The organism is Enterobacter wuhouensis (assembly GCF_035835995.1).
Lineage (GTDB): Bacteria > Pseudomonadota > Gammaproteobacteria > Enterobacterales > Enterobacteriaceae > Enterobacter > Enterobacter wuhouensis.
Genome location: NZ_CP142124.1, coordinates 3,496,165 through 3,511,883, shown reverse-complemented (window position 1 = coordinate 3,511,883; position 15,719 = coordinate 3,496,165). Strand labels below are relative to the sequence as shown.

At 53.5% G+C, this 15,719-nt stretch carries 10 protein-coding genes, 1 tRNA gene and 3 rRNA genes; 8 read left to right on the top strand and 6 right to left on the bottom strand.

The genetic code is table 11. The annotated features are described in order from the left end of the window. The first annotated feature begins 204 nt into the window (after window positions 1-204). From VPX56_RS16705 to VPX56_RS16680, 6 genes are all read left to right on the top strand, one after another. Window positions 205-1,744, top strand: a 16S ribosomal RNA gene (locus tag VPX56_RS16705). Between the two features lie 87 nt (window positions 1,745-1,831). Continuing rightward, window positions 1,832-1,906: transfer RNA gene (locus VPX56_RS16700), tRNA-Glu, on the top strand. A 184-nt stretch (window positions 1,907-2,090) separates the two neighbouring features. Next, a 23S ribosomal RNA gene (locus VPX56_RS16695) occupies window positions 2,091-4,996 on the top strand. Window positions 4,997-5,066: 70 nt separating this feature from the next. Continuing rightward, a 5S ribosomal RNA gene (gene rrf / locus VPX56_RS16690) occupies window positions 5,067-5,182 on the top strand. Together the 16S, 23S and 5S rRNA genes with 1 tRNA gene alongside form the textbook arrangement of a ribosomal RNA operon. A 132-nt stretch (window positions 5,183-5,314) precedes the next feature. Beyond that, the gene (locus VPX56_RS16685) at window positions 5,315-5,767 is read left to right on the top strand and encodes a DUF4385 domain-containing protein (protein WP_326467761.1); all 453 of its coding nucleotides are present in this window, start codon (window positions 5,315-5,317) and stop codon (window positions 5,765-5,767) included. Window positions 5,768-5,917: 150 nt separating this feature from the next. Next, window positions 5,918-7,225, top strand: coding sequence for an MFS transporter (locus tag VPX56_RS16680; protein WP_131635892.1), 1,308 nt, complete (start codon window positions 5,918-5,920; stop codon window positions 7,223-7,225). Here VPX56_RS16680 and VPX56_RS16675 read toward each other — a convergent pair. The 5 genes from VPX56_RS16675 to trxC all read right to left on the bottom strand — a co-directional run bounded on the left by VPX56_RS16675 (window position 7,222) and on the right by trxC (window position 12,942). Further along, the gene (locus VPX56_RS16675; protein ID WP_263611649.1) at window positions 7,222-7,545 is read right to left on the bottom strand and encodes a YfiM family lipoprotein; all 324 of its coding nucleotides are present in this window, start codon (window positions 7,543-7,545) and stop codon (window positions 7,222-7,224) included. The genes VPX56_RS16680 and VPX56_RS16675 overlap by 4 nt on opposite strands. 45 nt (window positions 7,546-7,590) lie before the next feature. Next, window positions 7,591-8,946 carry a CDP-diacylglycerol--serine O-phosphatidyltransferase gene (gene pssA / locus VPX56_RS16670; protein WP_326472091.1) on the bottom strand — a complete coding sequence of 452 codons (1,356 nt, stop codon included), beginning with the start codon at window positions 8,944-8,946 and terminating at the stop codon, window positions 7,591-7,593. 109 nt (window positions 8,947-9,055) lie between these two features. Further along, entirely contained in the window at window positions 9,056-11,719 is a 2,664-nt protein-coding gene (locus tag VPX56_RS16660) for a bifunctional acetate--CoA ligase family protein/GNAT family N-acetyltransferase (protein ID WP_326467758.1), read from the bottom strand. Between the two features lie 35 nt (window positions 11,720-11,754). Then, window positions 11,755-12,453, bottom strand: a complete 699-nt coding sequence (gene tapT / locus VPX56_RS16655) for a tRNA-uridine aminocarboxypropyltransferase (protein ID WP_326467756.1) — start codon at window positions 12,451-12,453, stop codon at window positions 11,755-11,757. Window positions 12,454-12,522: 69 nt separating this feature from the next. After that, complete coding sequence (trxC, locus tag VPX56_RS16650; RefSeq protein WP_131635888.1) at window positions 12,523-12,942, bottom strand: thioredoxin TrxC; 420 nt, start codon at window positions 12,940-12,942, stop codon at window positions 12,523-12,525. Window positions 12,943-13,146: 204 nt separating this feature from the next. Between trxC and VPX56_RS16645 the strand changes: the two genes are divergently transcribed. Then, window positions 13,147-14,262, top strand: coding sequence for a tRNA/rRNA methyltransferase (locus VPX56_RS16645; RefSeq protein ID WP_326467753.1), 1,116 nt, complete (start codon window positions 13,147-13,149; stop codon window positions 14,260-14,262). Window positions 14,263-14,301: 39 nt separating this feature from the next. On the opposite strand, the gene ung is transcribed toward VPX56_RS16645, so the two are convergent. Further along, window positions 14,302-14,991, bottom strand: a complete 690-nt coding sequence (gene ung, locus VPX56_RS16640) for a uracil-DNA glycosylase (RefSeq protein WP_326467751.1) — start codon at window positions 14,989-14,991, stop codon at window positions 14,302-14,304. Window positions 14,992-15,304: 313 nt separating this feature from the next. Here ung and grcA point away from each other — a divergent pair, with 313 nt between their 5' ends. Further along, entirely contained in the window at window positions 15,305-15,688 is a 384-nt protein-coding gene (grcA, locus tag VPX56_RS16635; RefSeq protein ID WP_029741127.1) for an autonomous glycyl radical cofactor GrcA, read from the top strand. Window positions 15,689-15,719: the final 31 nt, after the last annotated feature.

The window sequence follows — 15,719 nt, the reverse complement described above, 5'->3', positions numbered from 1 at the left end:
CTCTGTAGCGGGGAAGCGTAATATGCACACCCCGCGCCGCTGAGAAAAGCGAAGCGGCACTGCTCTTTAACAATTTATCAGACAATCTGTGTGGGCACTCAAAGTGACATGGATTCTTAACGTCGCAAGACGAAAAATGAATACCAAGTCTCTGAGTGAACATACGTAATTCATTACGAAGTTTAATTCACGAGCATCAAACTTAAATTGAAGAGTTTGATCATGGCTCAGATTGAACGCTGGCGGCAGGCCTAACACATGCAAGTCGAGCGGTAGCACAGGGAGCTTGCTCCTGGGTGACGAGCGGCGGACGGGTGAGTAATGTCTGGGAAACTGCCTGATGGAGGGGGATAACTACTGGAAACGGTAGCTAATACCGCATAACGTCGCAAGACCAAAGAGGGGGACCTTCGGGCCTCTTGCCATCAGATGTGCCCAGATGGGATTAGCTAGTAGGTGGGGTAACGGCTCACCTAGGCGACGATCCCTAGCTGGTCTGAGAGGATGACCAGCCACACTGGAACTGAGACACGGTCCAGACTCCTACGGGAGGCAGCAGTGGGGAATATTGCACAATGGGCGCAAGCCTGATGCAGCCATGCCGCGTGTATGAAGAAGGCCTTCGGGTTGTAAAGTACTTTCAGCGAGGAGGAAGGTGTTGAGGTTAATAACCTCAGCAATTGACGTTACTCGCAGAAGAAGCACCGGCTAACTCCGTGCCAGCAGCCGCGGTAATACGGAGGGTGCAAGCGTTAATCGGAATTACTGGGCGTAAAGCGCACGCAGGCGGTCTGTCAAGTCGGATGTGAAATCCCCGGGCTCAACCTGGGAACTGCATTCGAAACTGGCAGGCTAGAGTCTTGTAGAGGGGGGTAGAATTCCAGGTGTAGCGGTGAAATGCGTAGAGATCTGGAGGAATACCGGTGGCGAAGGCGGCCCCCTGGACAAAGACTGACGCTCAGGTGCGAAAGCGTGGGGAGCAAACAGGATTAGATACCCTGGTAGTCCACGCCGTAAACGATGTCGACTTGGAGGTTGTGCCCTTGAGGCGTGGCTTCCGGAGCTAACGCGTTAAGTCGACCGCCTGGGGAGTACGGCCGCAAGGTTAAAACTCAAATGAATTGACGGGGGCCCGCACAAGCGGTGGAGCATGTGGTTTAATTCGATGCAACGCGAAGAACCTTACCTACTCTTGACATCCAGAGAACTTAGCAGAGATGCTTTGGTGCCTTCGGGAACTCTGAGACAGGTGCTGCATGGCTGTCGTCAGCTCGTGTTGTGAAATGTTGGGTTAAGTCCCGCAACGAGCGCAACCCTTATCCTTTGTTGCCAGCGGTTAGGCCGGGAACTCAAAGGAGACTGCCAGTGATAAACTGGAGGAAGGTGGGGATGACGTCAAGTCATCATGGCCCTTACGAGTAGGGCTACACACGTGCTACAATGGCGCATACAAAGAGAAGCGACCTCGCGAGAGCAAGCGGACCTCATAAAGTGCGTCGTAGTCCGGATTGGAGTCTGCAACTCGACTCCATGAAGTCGGAATCGCTAGTAATCGTAGATCAGAATGCTACGGTGAATACGTTCCCGGGCCTTGTACACACCGCCCGTCACACCATGGGAGTGGGTTGCAAAAGAAGTAGGTAGCTTAACCTTCGGGAGGGCGCTTACCACTTTGTGATTCATGACTGGGGTGAAGTCGTAACAAGGTAACCGTAGGGGAACCTGCGGTTGGATCACCTCCTTACCTTAAAGAACCTGCCTTTGTAGTGCTCACACAGATTGTCTGATGAATGTAGAGAAGCAAGACGGCTGCGAAGTCGAGACACTCCGTGTCCCCTTCGTCTAGCGGTTAGGACTCCGCCCTTTCACGGCGGCAACAGGGGTTCGAATCCCCTAGGGGACGCCACTTGCTGGGTGTGAGTGAAAGACACAGCCAACCGATATCTCAAAACTAACTCGGTGAGTTACGTTTGAGATATTTGCTCTTTAAAAATCTGGATCAAGCTGAAAATTGAAACGGCACACCTTAATGGTGTGTTCGAGTCTCTCAAATTTTCGCAATCATGAAGTGAAACATCTTCGGGTTGTGAGGTTAAGCGACTAAGCGTACACGGTGGATGCCCTGGCAGTCAGAGGCGATGAAGGACGTGCTAATCTGCGAAAAGCGCCGGCGAGGTGATATGAACCTTTGACCCGGCGATGTCCGAATGGGGAAACCCAGTGTGTTCCGACACACTATCGTTAACTGAATACATAGGTTAACGAGGCGAACCGGGGGAACTGAAACATCTAAGTACCCCGAGGAAAAGAAATCAACCGAGATTCCCCCAGTAGCGGCGAGCGAACGGGGAGCAGCCCAGAGTCTGAATCAGCTTGTGTGTTAGTGGAAGCGTCTGGAAAGTCGCAGGGTACAGGGTGATACTCCCGTACACGAAAGCACACATGCTGTGAACTCGAAGAGTAGGGCGGGACACGTGGTATCCTGTCTGAATATGGGGGGACCATCCTCCAAGGCTAAATACTCCTGACTGACCGATAGTGAACCAGTACCGTGAGGGAAAGGCGAAAAGAACCCCGGCGAGGGGAGTGAAAAAGAACCTGAAACCGTGTACGTACAAGCAGTGGGAGCCTCTTTATGGGGTGACTGCGTACCTTTTGTATAATGGGTCAGCGACTTATATTCTGTAGCAAGGTTAACCGTATAGGGGAGCCGAAGGGAAACCGAGTCTTAACTGGGCGTTAAGTTGCAGGGTATAGACCCGAAACCCGGTGATCTAGCCATGGGCAGGTTGAAGGTTGGGTAACACTAACTGGAGGACCGAACCGACTAATGTTGAAAAATTAGCGGATGACTTGTGGCTGGGGGTGAAAGGCCAATCAAACCGGGAGATAGCTGGTTCTCCCCGAAAGCTATTTAGGTAGCGCCTCGTGAACTCATCTTCGGGGGTAGAGCACTGTTTCGGCTAGGGGGCCATCCCGGCTTACCAACCCGATGCAAACTACGAATACCGAAGAATGTTATCACGGGAGACACACGGCGGGTGCTAACGTCCGTCGTGAAGAGGGAAACAACCCAGACCGCCAGCTAAGGTCCCAAAGTCATGGTTAAGTGGGAAACGATGTGGGAAGGCACAGACAGCCAGGATGTTGGCTTAGAAGCAGCCATCATTTAAAGAAAGCGTAATAGCTCACTGGTCGAGTCGGCCTGCGCGGAAGATGTAACGGGGCTAAACCATGCACCGAAGCTGCGGCAGCGACGCGTATGCGTTGTTGGGTAGGGGAGCGTTCTGTAAGCCGTTGAAGGTGGCCTGTGAGGGCTGCTGGAGGTATCAGAAGTGCGAATGCTGACATAAGTAACGATAATGCGGGTGAAAAGCCCGCACGCCGGAAGACCAAGGGTTCCTGTCCAACGTTAATCGGGGCAGGGTGAGTCGACCCCTAAGGCGAGGCCGAAAGGCGTAGTCGATGGGAAACAGGTTAATATTCCTGTACTTGGTGTTACTGCGAAGGGGGGACGGAGAAGGCTATGTTAGCCGGGCGACGGTTGTCCCGGTTTAAGCATGTAGGCGGAACGATTAGGTAAATCCGGTCGTTTATTAACGCTGAGGTGTGATGACGAGGCACTACGGTGCTGAAGTAACAAATGCCCTGCTTCCAGGAAAAGCCTCTAAGCATCAGGTAACACGAAATCGTACCCCAAACCGACACAGGTGGTCAGGTAGAGAATACCAAGGCGCTTGAGAGAACTCGGGTGAAGGAACTAGGCAAAATGGTGCCGTAACTTCGGGAGAAGGCACGCTGATATGTAGGTGAAGCCCCTGCGGGTGGAGCTGAAATCAGTCGAAGATACCAGCTGGCTGCAACTGTTTATTAAAAACACAGCACTGTGCAAACACGAAAGTGGACGTATACGGTGTGACGCCTGCCCGGTGCCGGAAGGTTAATTGATGGGGTTAGCGGCAACGCGAAGCTCTTGATCGAAGCCCCGGTAAACGGCGGCCGTAACTATAACGGTCCTAAGGTAGCGAAATTCCTTGTCGGGTAAGTTCCGACCTGCACGAATGGCGTAATGATGGCCAGGCTGTCTCCACCCGAGACTCAGTGAAATTGAACTCGCTGTGAAGATGCAGTGTACCCGCGGCAAGACGGAAAGACCCCGTGAACCTTTACTATAGCTTGACACTGAACACTGGTCCTTGATGTGTAGGATAGGTGGGAGGCTTTGAAGCGTGGACGCCAGTCTGCGTGGAGCCGTCCTTGAAATACCACCCTTTAATGGCTGGTGTTCTAACGTAGACCCGTAATCCGGGTTGCGGACAGTGTCTGGTGGGTAGTTTGACTGGGGCGGTCTCCTCCCAAAGAGTAACGGAGGAGCACGAAGGTTAGCTAATCCTGGTCGGACATCAGGAGGTTAGTGCAATGGCATAAGCTAGCTTGACTGCGAGAGTGACGGCTCGAGCAGGTGCGAAAGCAGGTCATAGTGATCCGGTGGTTCTGAATGGAAGGGCCATCGCTCAACGGATAAAAGGTACTCCGGGGATAACAGGCTGATACCGCCCAAGAGTTCATATCGACGGCGGTGTTTGGCACCTCGATGTCGGCTCATCACATCCTGGGGCTGAAGTAGGTCCCAAGGGTATGGCTGTTCGCCATTTAAAGTGGTACGCGAGCTGGGTTTAGAACGTCGTGAGACAGTTCGGTCCCTATCTGCCGTGGGCGCTGGAGAATTGAGGGGGGCTGCTCCTAGTACGAGAGGACCGGAGTGGACGCATCACTGGTGTTCGGGTTGTCATGCCAATGGCATTGCCCGGTAGCTAAATGCGGAAGAGATAAGTGCTGAAAGCATCTAAGCACGAAACTTGCCCCGAGATGAGTTCTCCCTGACCCTTTAAGGGTCCTGAAGGAACGTTGAAGACTACGACGTTGATAGGTCGGGTGTGTAAGCGCAGCGATGCGTTGAGCTAACCGATACTAATGAACCGTGAGGCTTAACCTTACAACGCCGAAGGTGTTTCGGCGAAGAGACAGAGACGATTTTCAGCCTTGATACAGATTAACAGAATTTGCCTGGCGGCTTTAGCGCGGTGGTCCCACCTGACCCCATGCCGAACTCAGAAGTGAAACGCCGTAGCGCCGATGGTAGTGTGGGGTCTCCCCATGTGAGAGTAGGGAACTGCCAGGCATCAATTAGAAGAACCCCGTACCGAAAGGTGCGGGGTTTTTTGCATTCATAAGCCGAAAAAATGTAGTCCCGTTGGCAGCTTCACTCCGGCGGGCCTACAATTGTTAAAACTATTTTAACAGCGGTGCCGCTTTGATACGTCCATTTGATTACCAACAAGATTTTGCCAGCATCAACTTCCGCGATCATCCTGAACTTTACCAGGTGGGTCGGGGAGAACAAGGCGTGCTGATGGTCGAGCCTTATAAAAGTGAAATCCTTCCACACTGGCGTTACAAAAACGCAGACGTTGCAGCGCACTCAGCAAAAGCGATATATGCCCTGTTTGAAGAATATCGCCAGCAAAACGACTTTGTAGGCATGGACATGGCAAGGAAATTCATACAGATGGGATATACCCGTGCCCGACGATACGCCAATCATAAAGGTGGAAAAAAGTACGATCTGGATCGTAACGTCAAACCCCTCGATCACGATCCGGTTAAAGCAGAGGCTGCTGCGGTATTTAAAGAATGGTGGGATAAAATTCGCGCGGATGATGATTATTTGCGTCGAAAAAAAGCGCACCAGCGCGAGTGGGGATAATTACTACGTGCGCTAATAATTCAATACCCGATCGACTTCACAAAACCAAATGAAACACATTGGAAACATTTTATTTACCTAACGATTCGTTTTAAATCCGGTTTTACTGTGGGAGGGCAATGGCCCGCAATGTGAGACAGGGGATTTAAAATGACAGAAACCGTAGCAAGTACAGATACGGAAAATACAAATTTAACAGGCAAGGACACCCGCCGAAGAGTTTGGGCAATCGTTGGGGCCTCATCGGGGAACCTGGTAGAGTGGTTTGATTTTTACGTTTATTCATTCTGTTCGCTCTACTTTGCGCATATCTTTTTCCCATCCGGCAATACCACAACACAACTTCTGCAAACCGCAGGCGTATTTGCCGCCGGGTTTTTAATGCGTCCGATAGGAGGATGGTTGTTCGGCAGAATCGCCGACAGAAGAGGCCGCAAGACCTCAATGCTCATATCCGTATGCATGATGTGCGTTGGCTCGCTGGTGATCGCCTGTTTACCCGGGTATGACACTATCGGAACATGGGCACCGGCGTTGCTCTTGCTGGCACGTTTGTTCCAGGGCCTGTCTGTTGGGGGCGAATATGGCACCAGCGCAACATACATGAGTGAAGTTGCGGTTGAGGGGAGAAAAGGCTTCTATGCATCATTCCAGTATGTGACGCTCATTGGCGGACAACTGCTTGCTTTGCTGGTTGTCGTGATCCTGCAACAAATTCTTAGCGACGAAGATTTACGCGCCTGGGGCTGGCGTATCCCGTTTGCGATGGGAGCCGCTCTGGCTGTTGTCGCTCTATGGTTGCGCCGACAGCTGGATGAGACATCTCAGCAGGAGGTCAGGTCGCTGAAGGAAGCGGGATCAATGAAAGGGCTATGGCGAAATCGTAAAGCATTTTTGATGGTTTTAGGTTTTACCGCTGCCGGGTCGTTGAGTTTTTATACCTTCACCACCTATATGCAAAAATATCTGGTTAACACAACCGGGATGCATGCCAATGTAGCCAGCGTGGTCATGACGGTAGCGCTGCTGGTGTTTATGCTGATTCAGCCCATTATCGGTGCCCTGTCGGACAAAATTGGTCGCCGCAACTCAATGCTAATTTTTGGCTGCTTGCTCACCCTGGGTACCGTTCCGCTGTTAACCGCGCTGCAGCATACCACCTCGCCTTATGCTGCTTTCGGCTTAATCATGGTTGCACTCATTATTATCAGTTTTTATACGGCAATCAGCGGCATCCTGAAGGCGGAGATGTTCCCGGCACAGGTCCGTGCCCTGGGGGTCGGCCTTTCTTATGCGGTGGCTAATGCTCTGTTTGGCGGATCGGCGGAGTATGTTGCGCTGTCGCTTAAATCCTGGGGAAGCGAAACGACCTTCTTCTGGTATGTCACCGTGATGGGCGCACTGGCGTTCATTGTTTCTCTGATGCTGCATCGCAAGGGCAAGGGCATTCGTCTTTAATAATGCGCCATCTGCCACACGGCGTAGCCGGTCGTTGCGCCGGCTACGTCCCAGGCAAAATCTTTCCAGCTCCAGCCGCTTCCAGCCGGACGACTGTCCCAGAGCTCCTTCGACGCGCCAAGACTGACAGAAAACATAACGCCAATGGCAGCGCTCCGGTCCCGGCTATAGCCCTGGTGTTGTGCGTACTCATTACCGGCCGCAGACAACATCGCAGAGGCGAGAAAGTGCTGGGCTTTATCCTGACCAGACCAGCTATCGTTTGCCATATGGCTGCAGCCGGTGAGGGCAAGCGTGGTGACGAGGAGAGGGATACGCATCATAGGCTCCATAAAAAAAGCCCCGTCAGTGACAGGGCTTCGGCATCACAGAATGCGGCTAATAAGACGGTCAATACGGATGCGACGTAAACGACGAATGAGCTTGCGGACCTTCACCGGATAATCGGCAATGCTTTGCAGATCGCGGTAGTGACGAACCACCGTCGTATGCGTGCGGATAAGCTCAAGCTCGCGATCGCGTTGGACAGCCAGCTCGTGCTTAGGATCGTGGATCAAAATGGCATTTTCCAGATCCAGGCGCCAGGCGCGAGGGTTGAGGTTATTGCCGGTCAGCAGCATCCATTCGTCATCAACCCACATACCTTTAAGATGGTAGGAGTTGTCTTCATCTTTCCACTGGCGCACTACCAGCTGGTCGGTATTCACATAGTATTGTAAACGGCTGAGGAAACGACGAAGGTTAATCTCATAGAGATAGGGCAGAGCGCCGATGATCTTAAACGGCTGATCTTCCGGAATGAAAAAGTCGTTTGCCGTTTTATCACCAACGATAATTTCGACCTTTTTCCCATCTCGTAACAGCTGGATGATGTTACGCACCAGCACGGCAGGAAGATTGAAGTACGGCGTGCAAATCGTCAGTTTCTGCTCTGCGCACGGCATCAGGTGGTAGATGGTTTTATTCAGCAGGCTGGACTTGCCTAAACCGACCAACGGGGTAACGGATAACTCTTCGTTATTGGCATCACCCTGGAAATGATAGACCGCATCGCGCAGTTCCTGACGGAAAGAGCGAATATCATTTTTGATTTCCGGGCTCTTGGGACGATTAGGATCGTCAAGACGATTGACGCCGCGGCCATGAACCAGGTTCTTATCAACCCAGTTGAACATGATGTCGGCCATCTGCGGATTGCGAATCAGATGGTAGCGGTCGTAGCGATACTTATCGAGCTGATGGAGGTAAACATCATTCAGGCTCGCGCCGCTGTAAAGCACGCTGTCATCAATGATAAAACCTTTAAAATGCAGAACGCCGAGCGCTTCACGGGTGTTAACCGGTACGCCATAAACAGGCACATCGACGCCAGGATTCTCCTGCGCCGTGCGGCAGTACCAGTCTGCGTTTGTATTGGAAGCGGCTGCGCCAATACGTCCGCGCTGGCCTCGATGCCAGTCAACCAGCACGCGAATATCCAGTTCCGGACGCTGACGTTTCGCTTCATAGAGCGCGTTCAGGATCCCGCGCCCACCTTCATCCTGTTCCAGATACAGCGCAACGATACAAATGCGTCGCGTGGCGCTGGCAATCTTTTCCAGAAGCGTCTCCCGAAAATGAGCGGGAGCGTAAAAGAACTCTACATCATCAACTGACTGAGAAATCTTCGGTAGTTGAGCAAGGTGTTGTTGATGTTTATTGCGCTTAAATTTTGACAACATCACAGTGCGTTTCTTCTCTGTTCATTGAAGGGTTGTCTGTACCATGCAAACAACATAAGCGGACAATGATACCCCAGTGCCGTGCAAAGTGGGTAACATTTCCAGTAGCTTACTCGTGTTTATCAGATGACCTCAGGCTAAGAGAAAGGGCTACAATCCCCTCGTCCAGCTGGATATCAACGTCAAATCCAAGTTTTCGCGCCAGAGTCACCATCCCGCGATTGTTAGGCATAGTAATGCCATTCAGACGTAACAGTCCGTGATCGCGCGTATAGCTGATAAGTTTTTCCAGCAGCCGCCGCCCCAGACCCAGGCCTTTGAGGTCGGAGCGCACCAGCACGGCAAATTCAGCATCCACGTTATCCGGATCGGATATGGCACGCGTCACGCCGAGGATCTCATCACCCTGTTCGGTATGCCGCACGGCCACAAACGCCATTTCTCGATCGTAGTCGATCTGGGTCATATTGGCTAAATCATCATGGGTAAATTCATTGATTTCGCTAAAGTAGCGATAGTAAAGATCCTCTTTGGTAACCTGGCCGATAAATGCCCGTAGCTGGGGTTCATCTTCAGGCAGGATAGGGCGAAACAGCGCTCGCTCACCGTTTTTCATCTCTACCCACTCTTCGAGCTGCAGGGGATATGGCCGGATGGCAAGGCGGCTTTCTCTGTCACCTTCAAAAGGTGCAATATCCAGCGTGACGTCCAGCGCGGTAAACTCGTTGCCAGAAACGAGAAGGGGATGAATATCCAGCCGCTGGATCTCAGCGCAATCGACAATCAGGTTAGATACCTTCACCAGAAACTGACTTAGCCCGGCAATATCGAGCGGGCGCAACGCGCTCCGGCCACGGATTTTCTTACTTTTAATCGCCTGAATAACCAGGTAGCGTGCAAGGTTCATGTTCAGCGGCGGCAGCGCGACAACCGCCTGCTCTTCAGGCCGCCATTCTACGCCGCCTTCACCCAACATGATGAGCGGGCCGAAGACCGGGTCGTGTTCAACCACCACCCGCAGCTCCTGAGCCCCCGCACGATTAGCCATACTTTGAACCAGCAGGCCGTGGATACGTGCCTGCGGCCAGGTCATTTTTACGCGGTCGATAATGGCATCTGCCGCTTGCTGCACCTCCGCAGCCGTACGCAGGTAAAGCATTACGCCCTGTATGTCTGACTTATGGGGGATATCGGGTGAGCGTAACTTTAGCGCGACCGGATAGCCAATTTGCTCCGCAATGTGAACGGCCTCGGCGCTATCGCTGGCGATCCAGGTCGGCAGGGTTTGCATCCCGTAGCTGCCCAGAATGGGCTGTACCTCGTGGGTATCAAGCGACGTTGCGCCATCTTCGGTGGCCTGCTGTAAAAGCCGTCGAACGTCTACTGAATTTGCCGTCAGGTTACCCGGCAATGCTGGCGTTTCGCGCAGCTGCTTCTGGTTGCGGCGATATTCCACCATATGCATAAAGGCGGTAATGGTACCTTCCGGCGTGCGATAGGTTGGCATGCCGGCTTCGCTAAAGAGACGCCGGGCTTCCTGAGAGGAAAACTCGCCGCACCAGTTGGTTAACAGGGTGACGTATTTACCGCGGGGATGGTTTCGCACGGCGTCAATCAGCGCGCGGGCGCTTTCACTGCCCGGCGCTGCAGCGCTTGGGGAGTGGATAATCATGAGCGCATCAAAATCCTGGCTGTCCAGCAGGATGGATATTGCCCGGGTATAGCGCTCGCTGCTGGCATCGTCGCGTAAATCGAGCGGATTGCCGGGATCGACGCTTCCTGGCAATGCGTCACGCAGACGCGCAAGCGTCTCTTCACCCAGCGTCGCCAGCTTGCCGTTGCGCCGCCACAGCTCATCCAGCGCGAGCGCAGCGGGGGCAGCGCCATTGCTGACAATCATTAACTTCTCACCGCGAAGCGGGCGCATATGGCTTAACGTTTCGACGGCGGAAAAAAGCTCGTGCGTATCCTGCACCCGCAGCAAACCCGCTCTCTGGATCGCGGCATCCCAGGCGGGGTCTATACCGGAGTGCGAATTGAGCAAGCGCTGCGCTGCAGGGCTACGGCCGCTTTTAATCACCAGTATTGGCTTGTTGCGGGATGCGCTGCGGGCTGCCGACACAAAGCGACGGGCATCGCTTATATGCTCAAGATAAAGAAGGATGGCGCTGGTTTTGCTGTCTCTTGCGAGGAAGTCCAGCAGCTCATCGACGTCGATATCCAGGCTATCGCCCAGTGCGATGAAGTAGGAGAAACCCATTTCGCGCTGCTGGGCCCAGTCGAGGATAGTGTTCGAGACGGCGGCGGACTGCGAGATGAAGGCCAGCTTGCCTTTGCGGATCGGTACTGGCGAAAAGCTCGCATTCAGGCCTTGCCACGGCGCAAGCAGGCCGAGACTGTTCGGGCCAAGAATGCGCATCTGATAGCGGCTGGCGCAGGCGAGCAGCTCAGCCTGCTGCTCCTGAGGGGAGGAGAGGATAATGCAGGTTTTACACCCTTTTTCGCCGAGTGATGCCAGCAGTTCAAGATTGCGCTTCGCATGCGTACAGAGCACGGCAAGGTCAGGAATAAAAGGCAGGCTCTGCATGTTCGGCCATGCCAGAACGCCCAGCACAGCCTTATAGGCAGGCGTAACCGGCATGACGGGGCCATTAAATCCGCCCGCCAGCAAGTTGCGCATCATCAGATAACCTGCGCGATCGGGTTTCATCGAGGCGCCAATGACGGCAATGGATTTAGGACGTAATAGCGCTTCTAACCCTCGCTGGCTCATGCAAGTCTCCTGTGAATGCTAGCGACCTGATGATTTTAAACGCTTTCTGCCTCTGTTGCTGTGACGCTGCCCTTATGAACGGTTTTTCCCGCCAAGTAGCGTTCGCGAAAACAGGTGAAATGGCTGCCCAGCGCGCTGGCGGCATGGGTATCACCCGCTAAATCCAGCAGCGCAATCGCCACTTCCGCGGTGCAGTATTGCCCGTCAGCGTGGGCTTCACGCAGGCGATAGGCCGAAACGCGTGACAGATCGACAGAAATCACCGGCAGCGCATCAAGATACGGGCTTTTGCGGAACATCTTTCGCGCTTCGGTCCAGGTACCGTCCAGCATGATGAACAGCGGCGGTTTTCCCGAAGAAGGCGTAGTCACCACCTGACGGTGTTCACCCGCATAGGATGCCGGAAAAACAACCATCGGCTGATAGTCTGGATTAGCCACTAAATCGAGCAGCGCCTGAGGCGGTTTCGTGCGCGACCACTGAAACGCAGCGGTATCTGGCAAAATATCGGCAATAAGACGCCCCGTATTGCTCGGCTTCATCGGTTCAGTGTCGAACATCACCAGGCAAAAACGGCTTTCTGCCTGACTTGGGGTAAGCGTCTCGCATAGACAGACTTTAAGCGGCAGCAGACAGCGCTGACAGCGGCGGATACGGTTGCCACGAGCAAGGAAAGGGCGTGTTGCACGCGCGAGGCGTTCGGCGCGTAGTTGAAGGACAGCGTTATCAGTCATGGGCGAAATGCAGGAAAAAGAGTATTTTCGCAGAGGCGGGAGCGGGGCACAAGATGTGCCCCGTGAATGTTACAGCGATTCGTTTAACCAGCTTTCAAATGGCGCTTTTGGAACCGCGCCGTTGAGCATGTCGATGACTTCGCCATTCTTGAAAATCATAATGGTCGGGATGCTGCGAATGCGAAAGCGCGCGCTGAGCTCGCGTTCGGCTTCGGTGTTCACCTTAACAAAACGCATTTTCCCGCTGCGCTCTTCGGCCACGTCTTCAAAGATTGGCGCGAAGTTACGGCACGGGCCGCACCAGGGTGCCCAGAAATCGACAACCACAGGAAGATCGTCCTTGAGGAGTTTGTCCAGCGTAGCACCCGTCGCATTAATGACATCGCCATCAAACAATTCATGGCCACAACGTCCGCATTTCGCACCATCTTCCATTCGATCGGCAGGAATGCGATTAAGAGCCTGACAGTTGGCACATACGGTATTCATAACTAACCTCTGATAGAGCCGTGGGACAGCGGCAGAACGCCGATAATGTTTCTAATATGTTACATATTATCATTGAGCCTGTTTGAAACGACAACGCGTTTTATTCAATGAGTACAATAGTCACAGGCTTTTGTACGAAATAATGGCTATGAGCTTGCACATCGGGTAATCTGCGCGCTTCGCGCAGCGCTGGTGGAGAAAAGCATGAACGACGAAATGAAAAACAAAAGCGGCAAGGTCAAAGTGATGTATGTCCGCAGTGATGATGACTCTGATAAACGCACCCAAAATCCGCGTACCGGAAAAGGTGGCGGGCGTCCGGCGTCTTCTCGTGCAGACGGTGGCCGTCGCCCCGCCCGCGATGACAAAAATTCCCGCGGTGATGACCGCAAACGTGACGACCGTCCGCGTACCGACCGTCCACGCAATGACCGTCCACGCGACGATCGTCCGCGCGATGACTTCTCACGTGATAACGCTTCCCCGTGGCGTACCGTTTCTCGCGCTCCTGGCGAAGAAGCGCCTGAAAAGGCCGATCACGGCGGCATCAGCGGTAAGAGCTTTATCGATCCGGAAGTGCTGCGTCGTCAGCGCGCAGAAGAGACCCGCGTGTACGGCGAAAACGCCTGTCAGGCGCTGTTCCAGAGCCGCCCAGAGTGCATCGTTCGCGCCTGGTTTATCCAGAGCGTGACCCCGCGCTTTAAAGAAGCGCTGCGCTGGATGGCCGCAAACCGCAAAGCCTACCACGTCGTGGATGATGCCGAGCTGACCAAAGCGTCCGGCACCGAACACCACGGCGGCGTCTGCTTCCTGATCAAAAAACGTAACGGGACGACCGTGCAGCAGTGGGTCAGCCAGGCGGAAGCCGATGACTGCGTGCTGGCGCTGGAAGACGTGGGCAACCCGCATAACCTGGGCGCAATGATGCGCAGCTGCGCGCACTTTGGCGTGAAAGGCGTGCTGTTGCAGGATGCTGCGCTGCTGGAGTCCGGTGCGGCAATCCGTACTGCGGAAGGCGGTGCAGAACACGTTCAGCCGATCACCGGCGACAGCGTTCTGGATGCCATTGAGCAGTTCCGTAAAGCGGGCTACTCCATCGTGACCACGTCCAGCCATGCGGGTACACCGCTGTTTAAAGCAGCGCTGCCACGTAAAATGGTGCTGGTATTAGGTCAGGAGCGTGACGGTCTCTCTGATGCTGCGCTGTCCAGCGCGGATCTGAGCGTCTCTATCGACGGGACGGGTAACGTTGAAAGTCTGAACGTTTCCGTTGCAACCGGCGTACTGCTGGCCGAATGGTGGCGTCAGAACAAGGCATAAGCCTTACGCGTGCCGGGTTTCGCCCGGCACATTCAAACCCTACTCGCTTTCTGCCGGTAACGCTGGCATCCAGTCAATCGGCGTTTCGCCACGCTTTTCCAGCCACTCATTCGCCAGAACAAAATGATTACAGCCAAAGAAACCGCGATGTGCCGACAGCGGCGACGGATGTGGCGCTTTCAGCACGTGGTGACGCTGGCGATCGATAATCGCGCCTTTCTTCTGCGCATGCGATCCCCAGAGTAAAAACACCACCCCTTCACGATGCTCATTGATCAGGCTAATCACCTTGTCGGTAAAGGTTTCCCAGCCCAGGCTGGCGTGAGAGTGCGCCTGTCCGGCGCGTACGGTCAGCACGGTGTTCAGCAATAACACCCCCTGATGCGCCCAGCTCTCCAGATATCCGTGCTTTGGTCGAGCAAACCCGGGAAGCGTGCCTTCAAGCTCTTTATACATATTCAGCAGAGAAGGGGGAATGGCGACGCCCGGACGAACGGAAAATGCCAGACCGTGCGCCTGCCCGGGCCCGTGGTAGGGATCCTGACCGAGGATTACCACCTTCACATCGCTCAGTTCCGTATAGCGGAAAGCATTGAAAACATCTTTCTGTGGCGGATAAATCGTCTGGCCGGATTGTCGCTCAGCCGCAACCGTGCTCAGGGTATTCACAAAATAGGGCTGCTTTTTTTCTTCGGCCAGTACGTCATGCCATGTTAAAGGGGTTGTCATCTCGCTCTCCTGCGAATCTCATTCTGCGCCTAGCTTACCCGCTAACGTCCGGTGAGCAAAATTCCACGCGCAAATTCGCGCTAACTCCTTAAATTTAATTTGAATTCGTCCGTTTTTCTTTGAATTGGTAAGGTGTTGAAATTGATCTAAAACAATAAAATCAAACCACACTCTTTATGTGGTTGGTGTTTTTGTTGATTTAAATCAATAAATCGCAAGGGGCTGGGTGTTATATATACACGCAAGCAACAATGGTTTTACCAATTGGCCGCGAGAGGCCGACATCAGTTACTGTAGCCTAAGGGGGCAACACATGATTACAGGTATCCAGATTACTAAAGCTGCAAATGACGATCTGCTCAACTCTTTCTGGCTGCTGGACAGCGAGAAAAATGAAGCGCGCTGCGTAGTGGCAAAAGCCGGTTTTGCTGAAGATGAAATCGTTCCGGTAAATAAACTGGGCGAAATCGAATACCGCGAAGTGCCAATGGAAGTGCAGCCGGAAGTGCGTGTGGAAGGTGGTCAGCACCTGAACGTAAACGTTCTGCGTCGCGAAACGCTGATGGATGCCGTTGAGCATCCGGAAAAATACCCGCAGCTGACCATTCGTGTTTCTGGCTATGCGGTACGCTTTAACTCTCTGACCCCAGAACAGCAGCGCGACGTGATTGCGCGTACCTTTACCGAGAGTCTGTAAGGGTTTTAGCCACGGGGGTGGCATAAAAAAG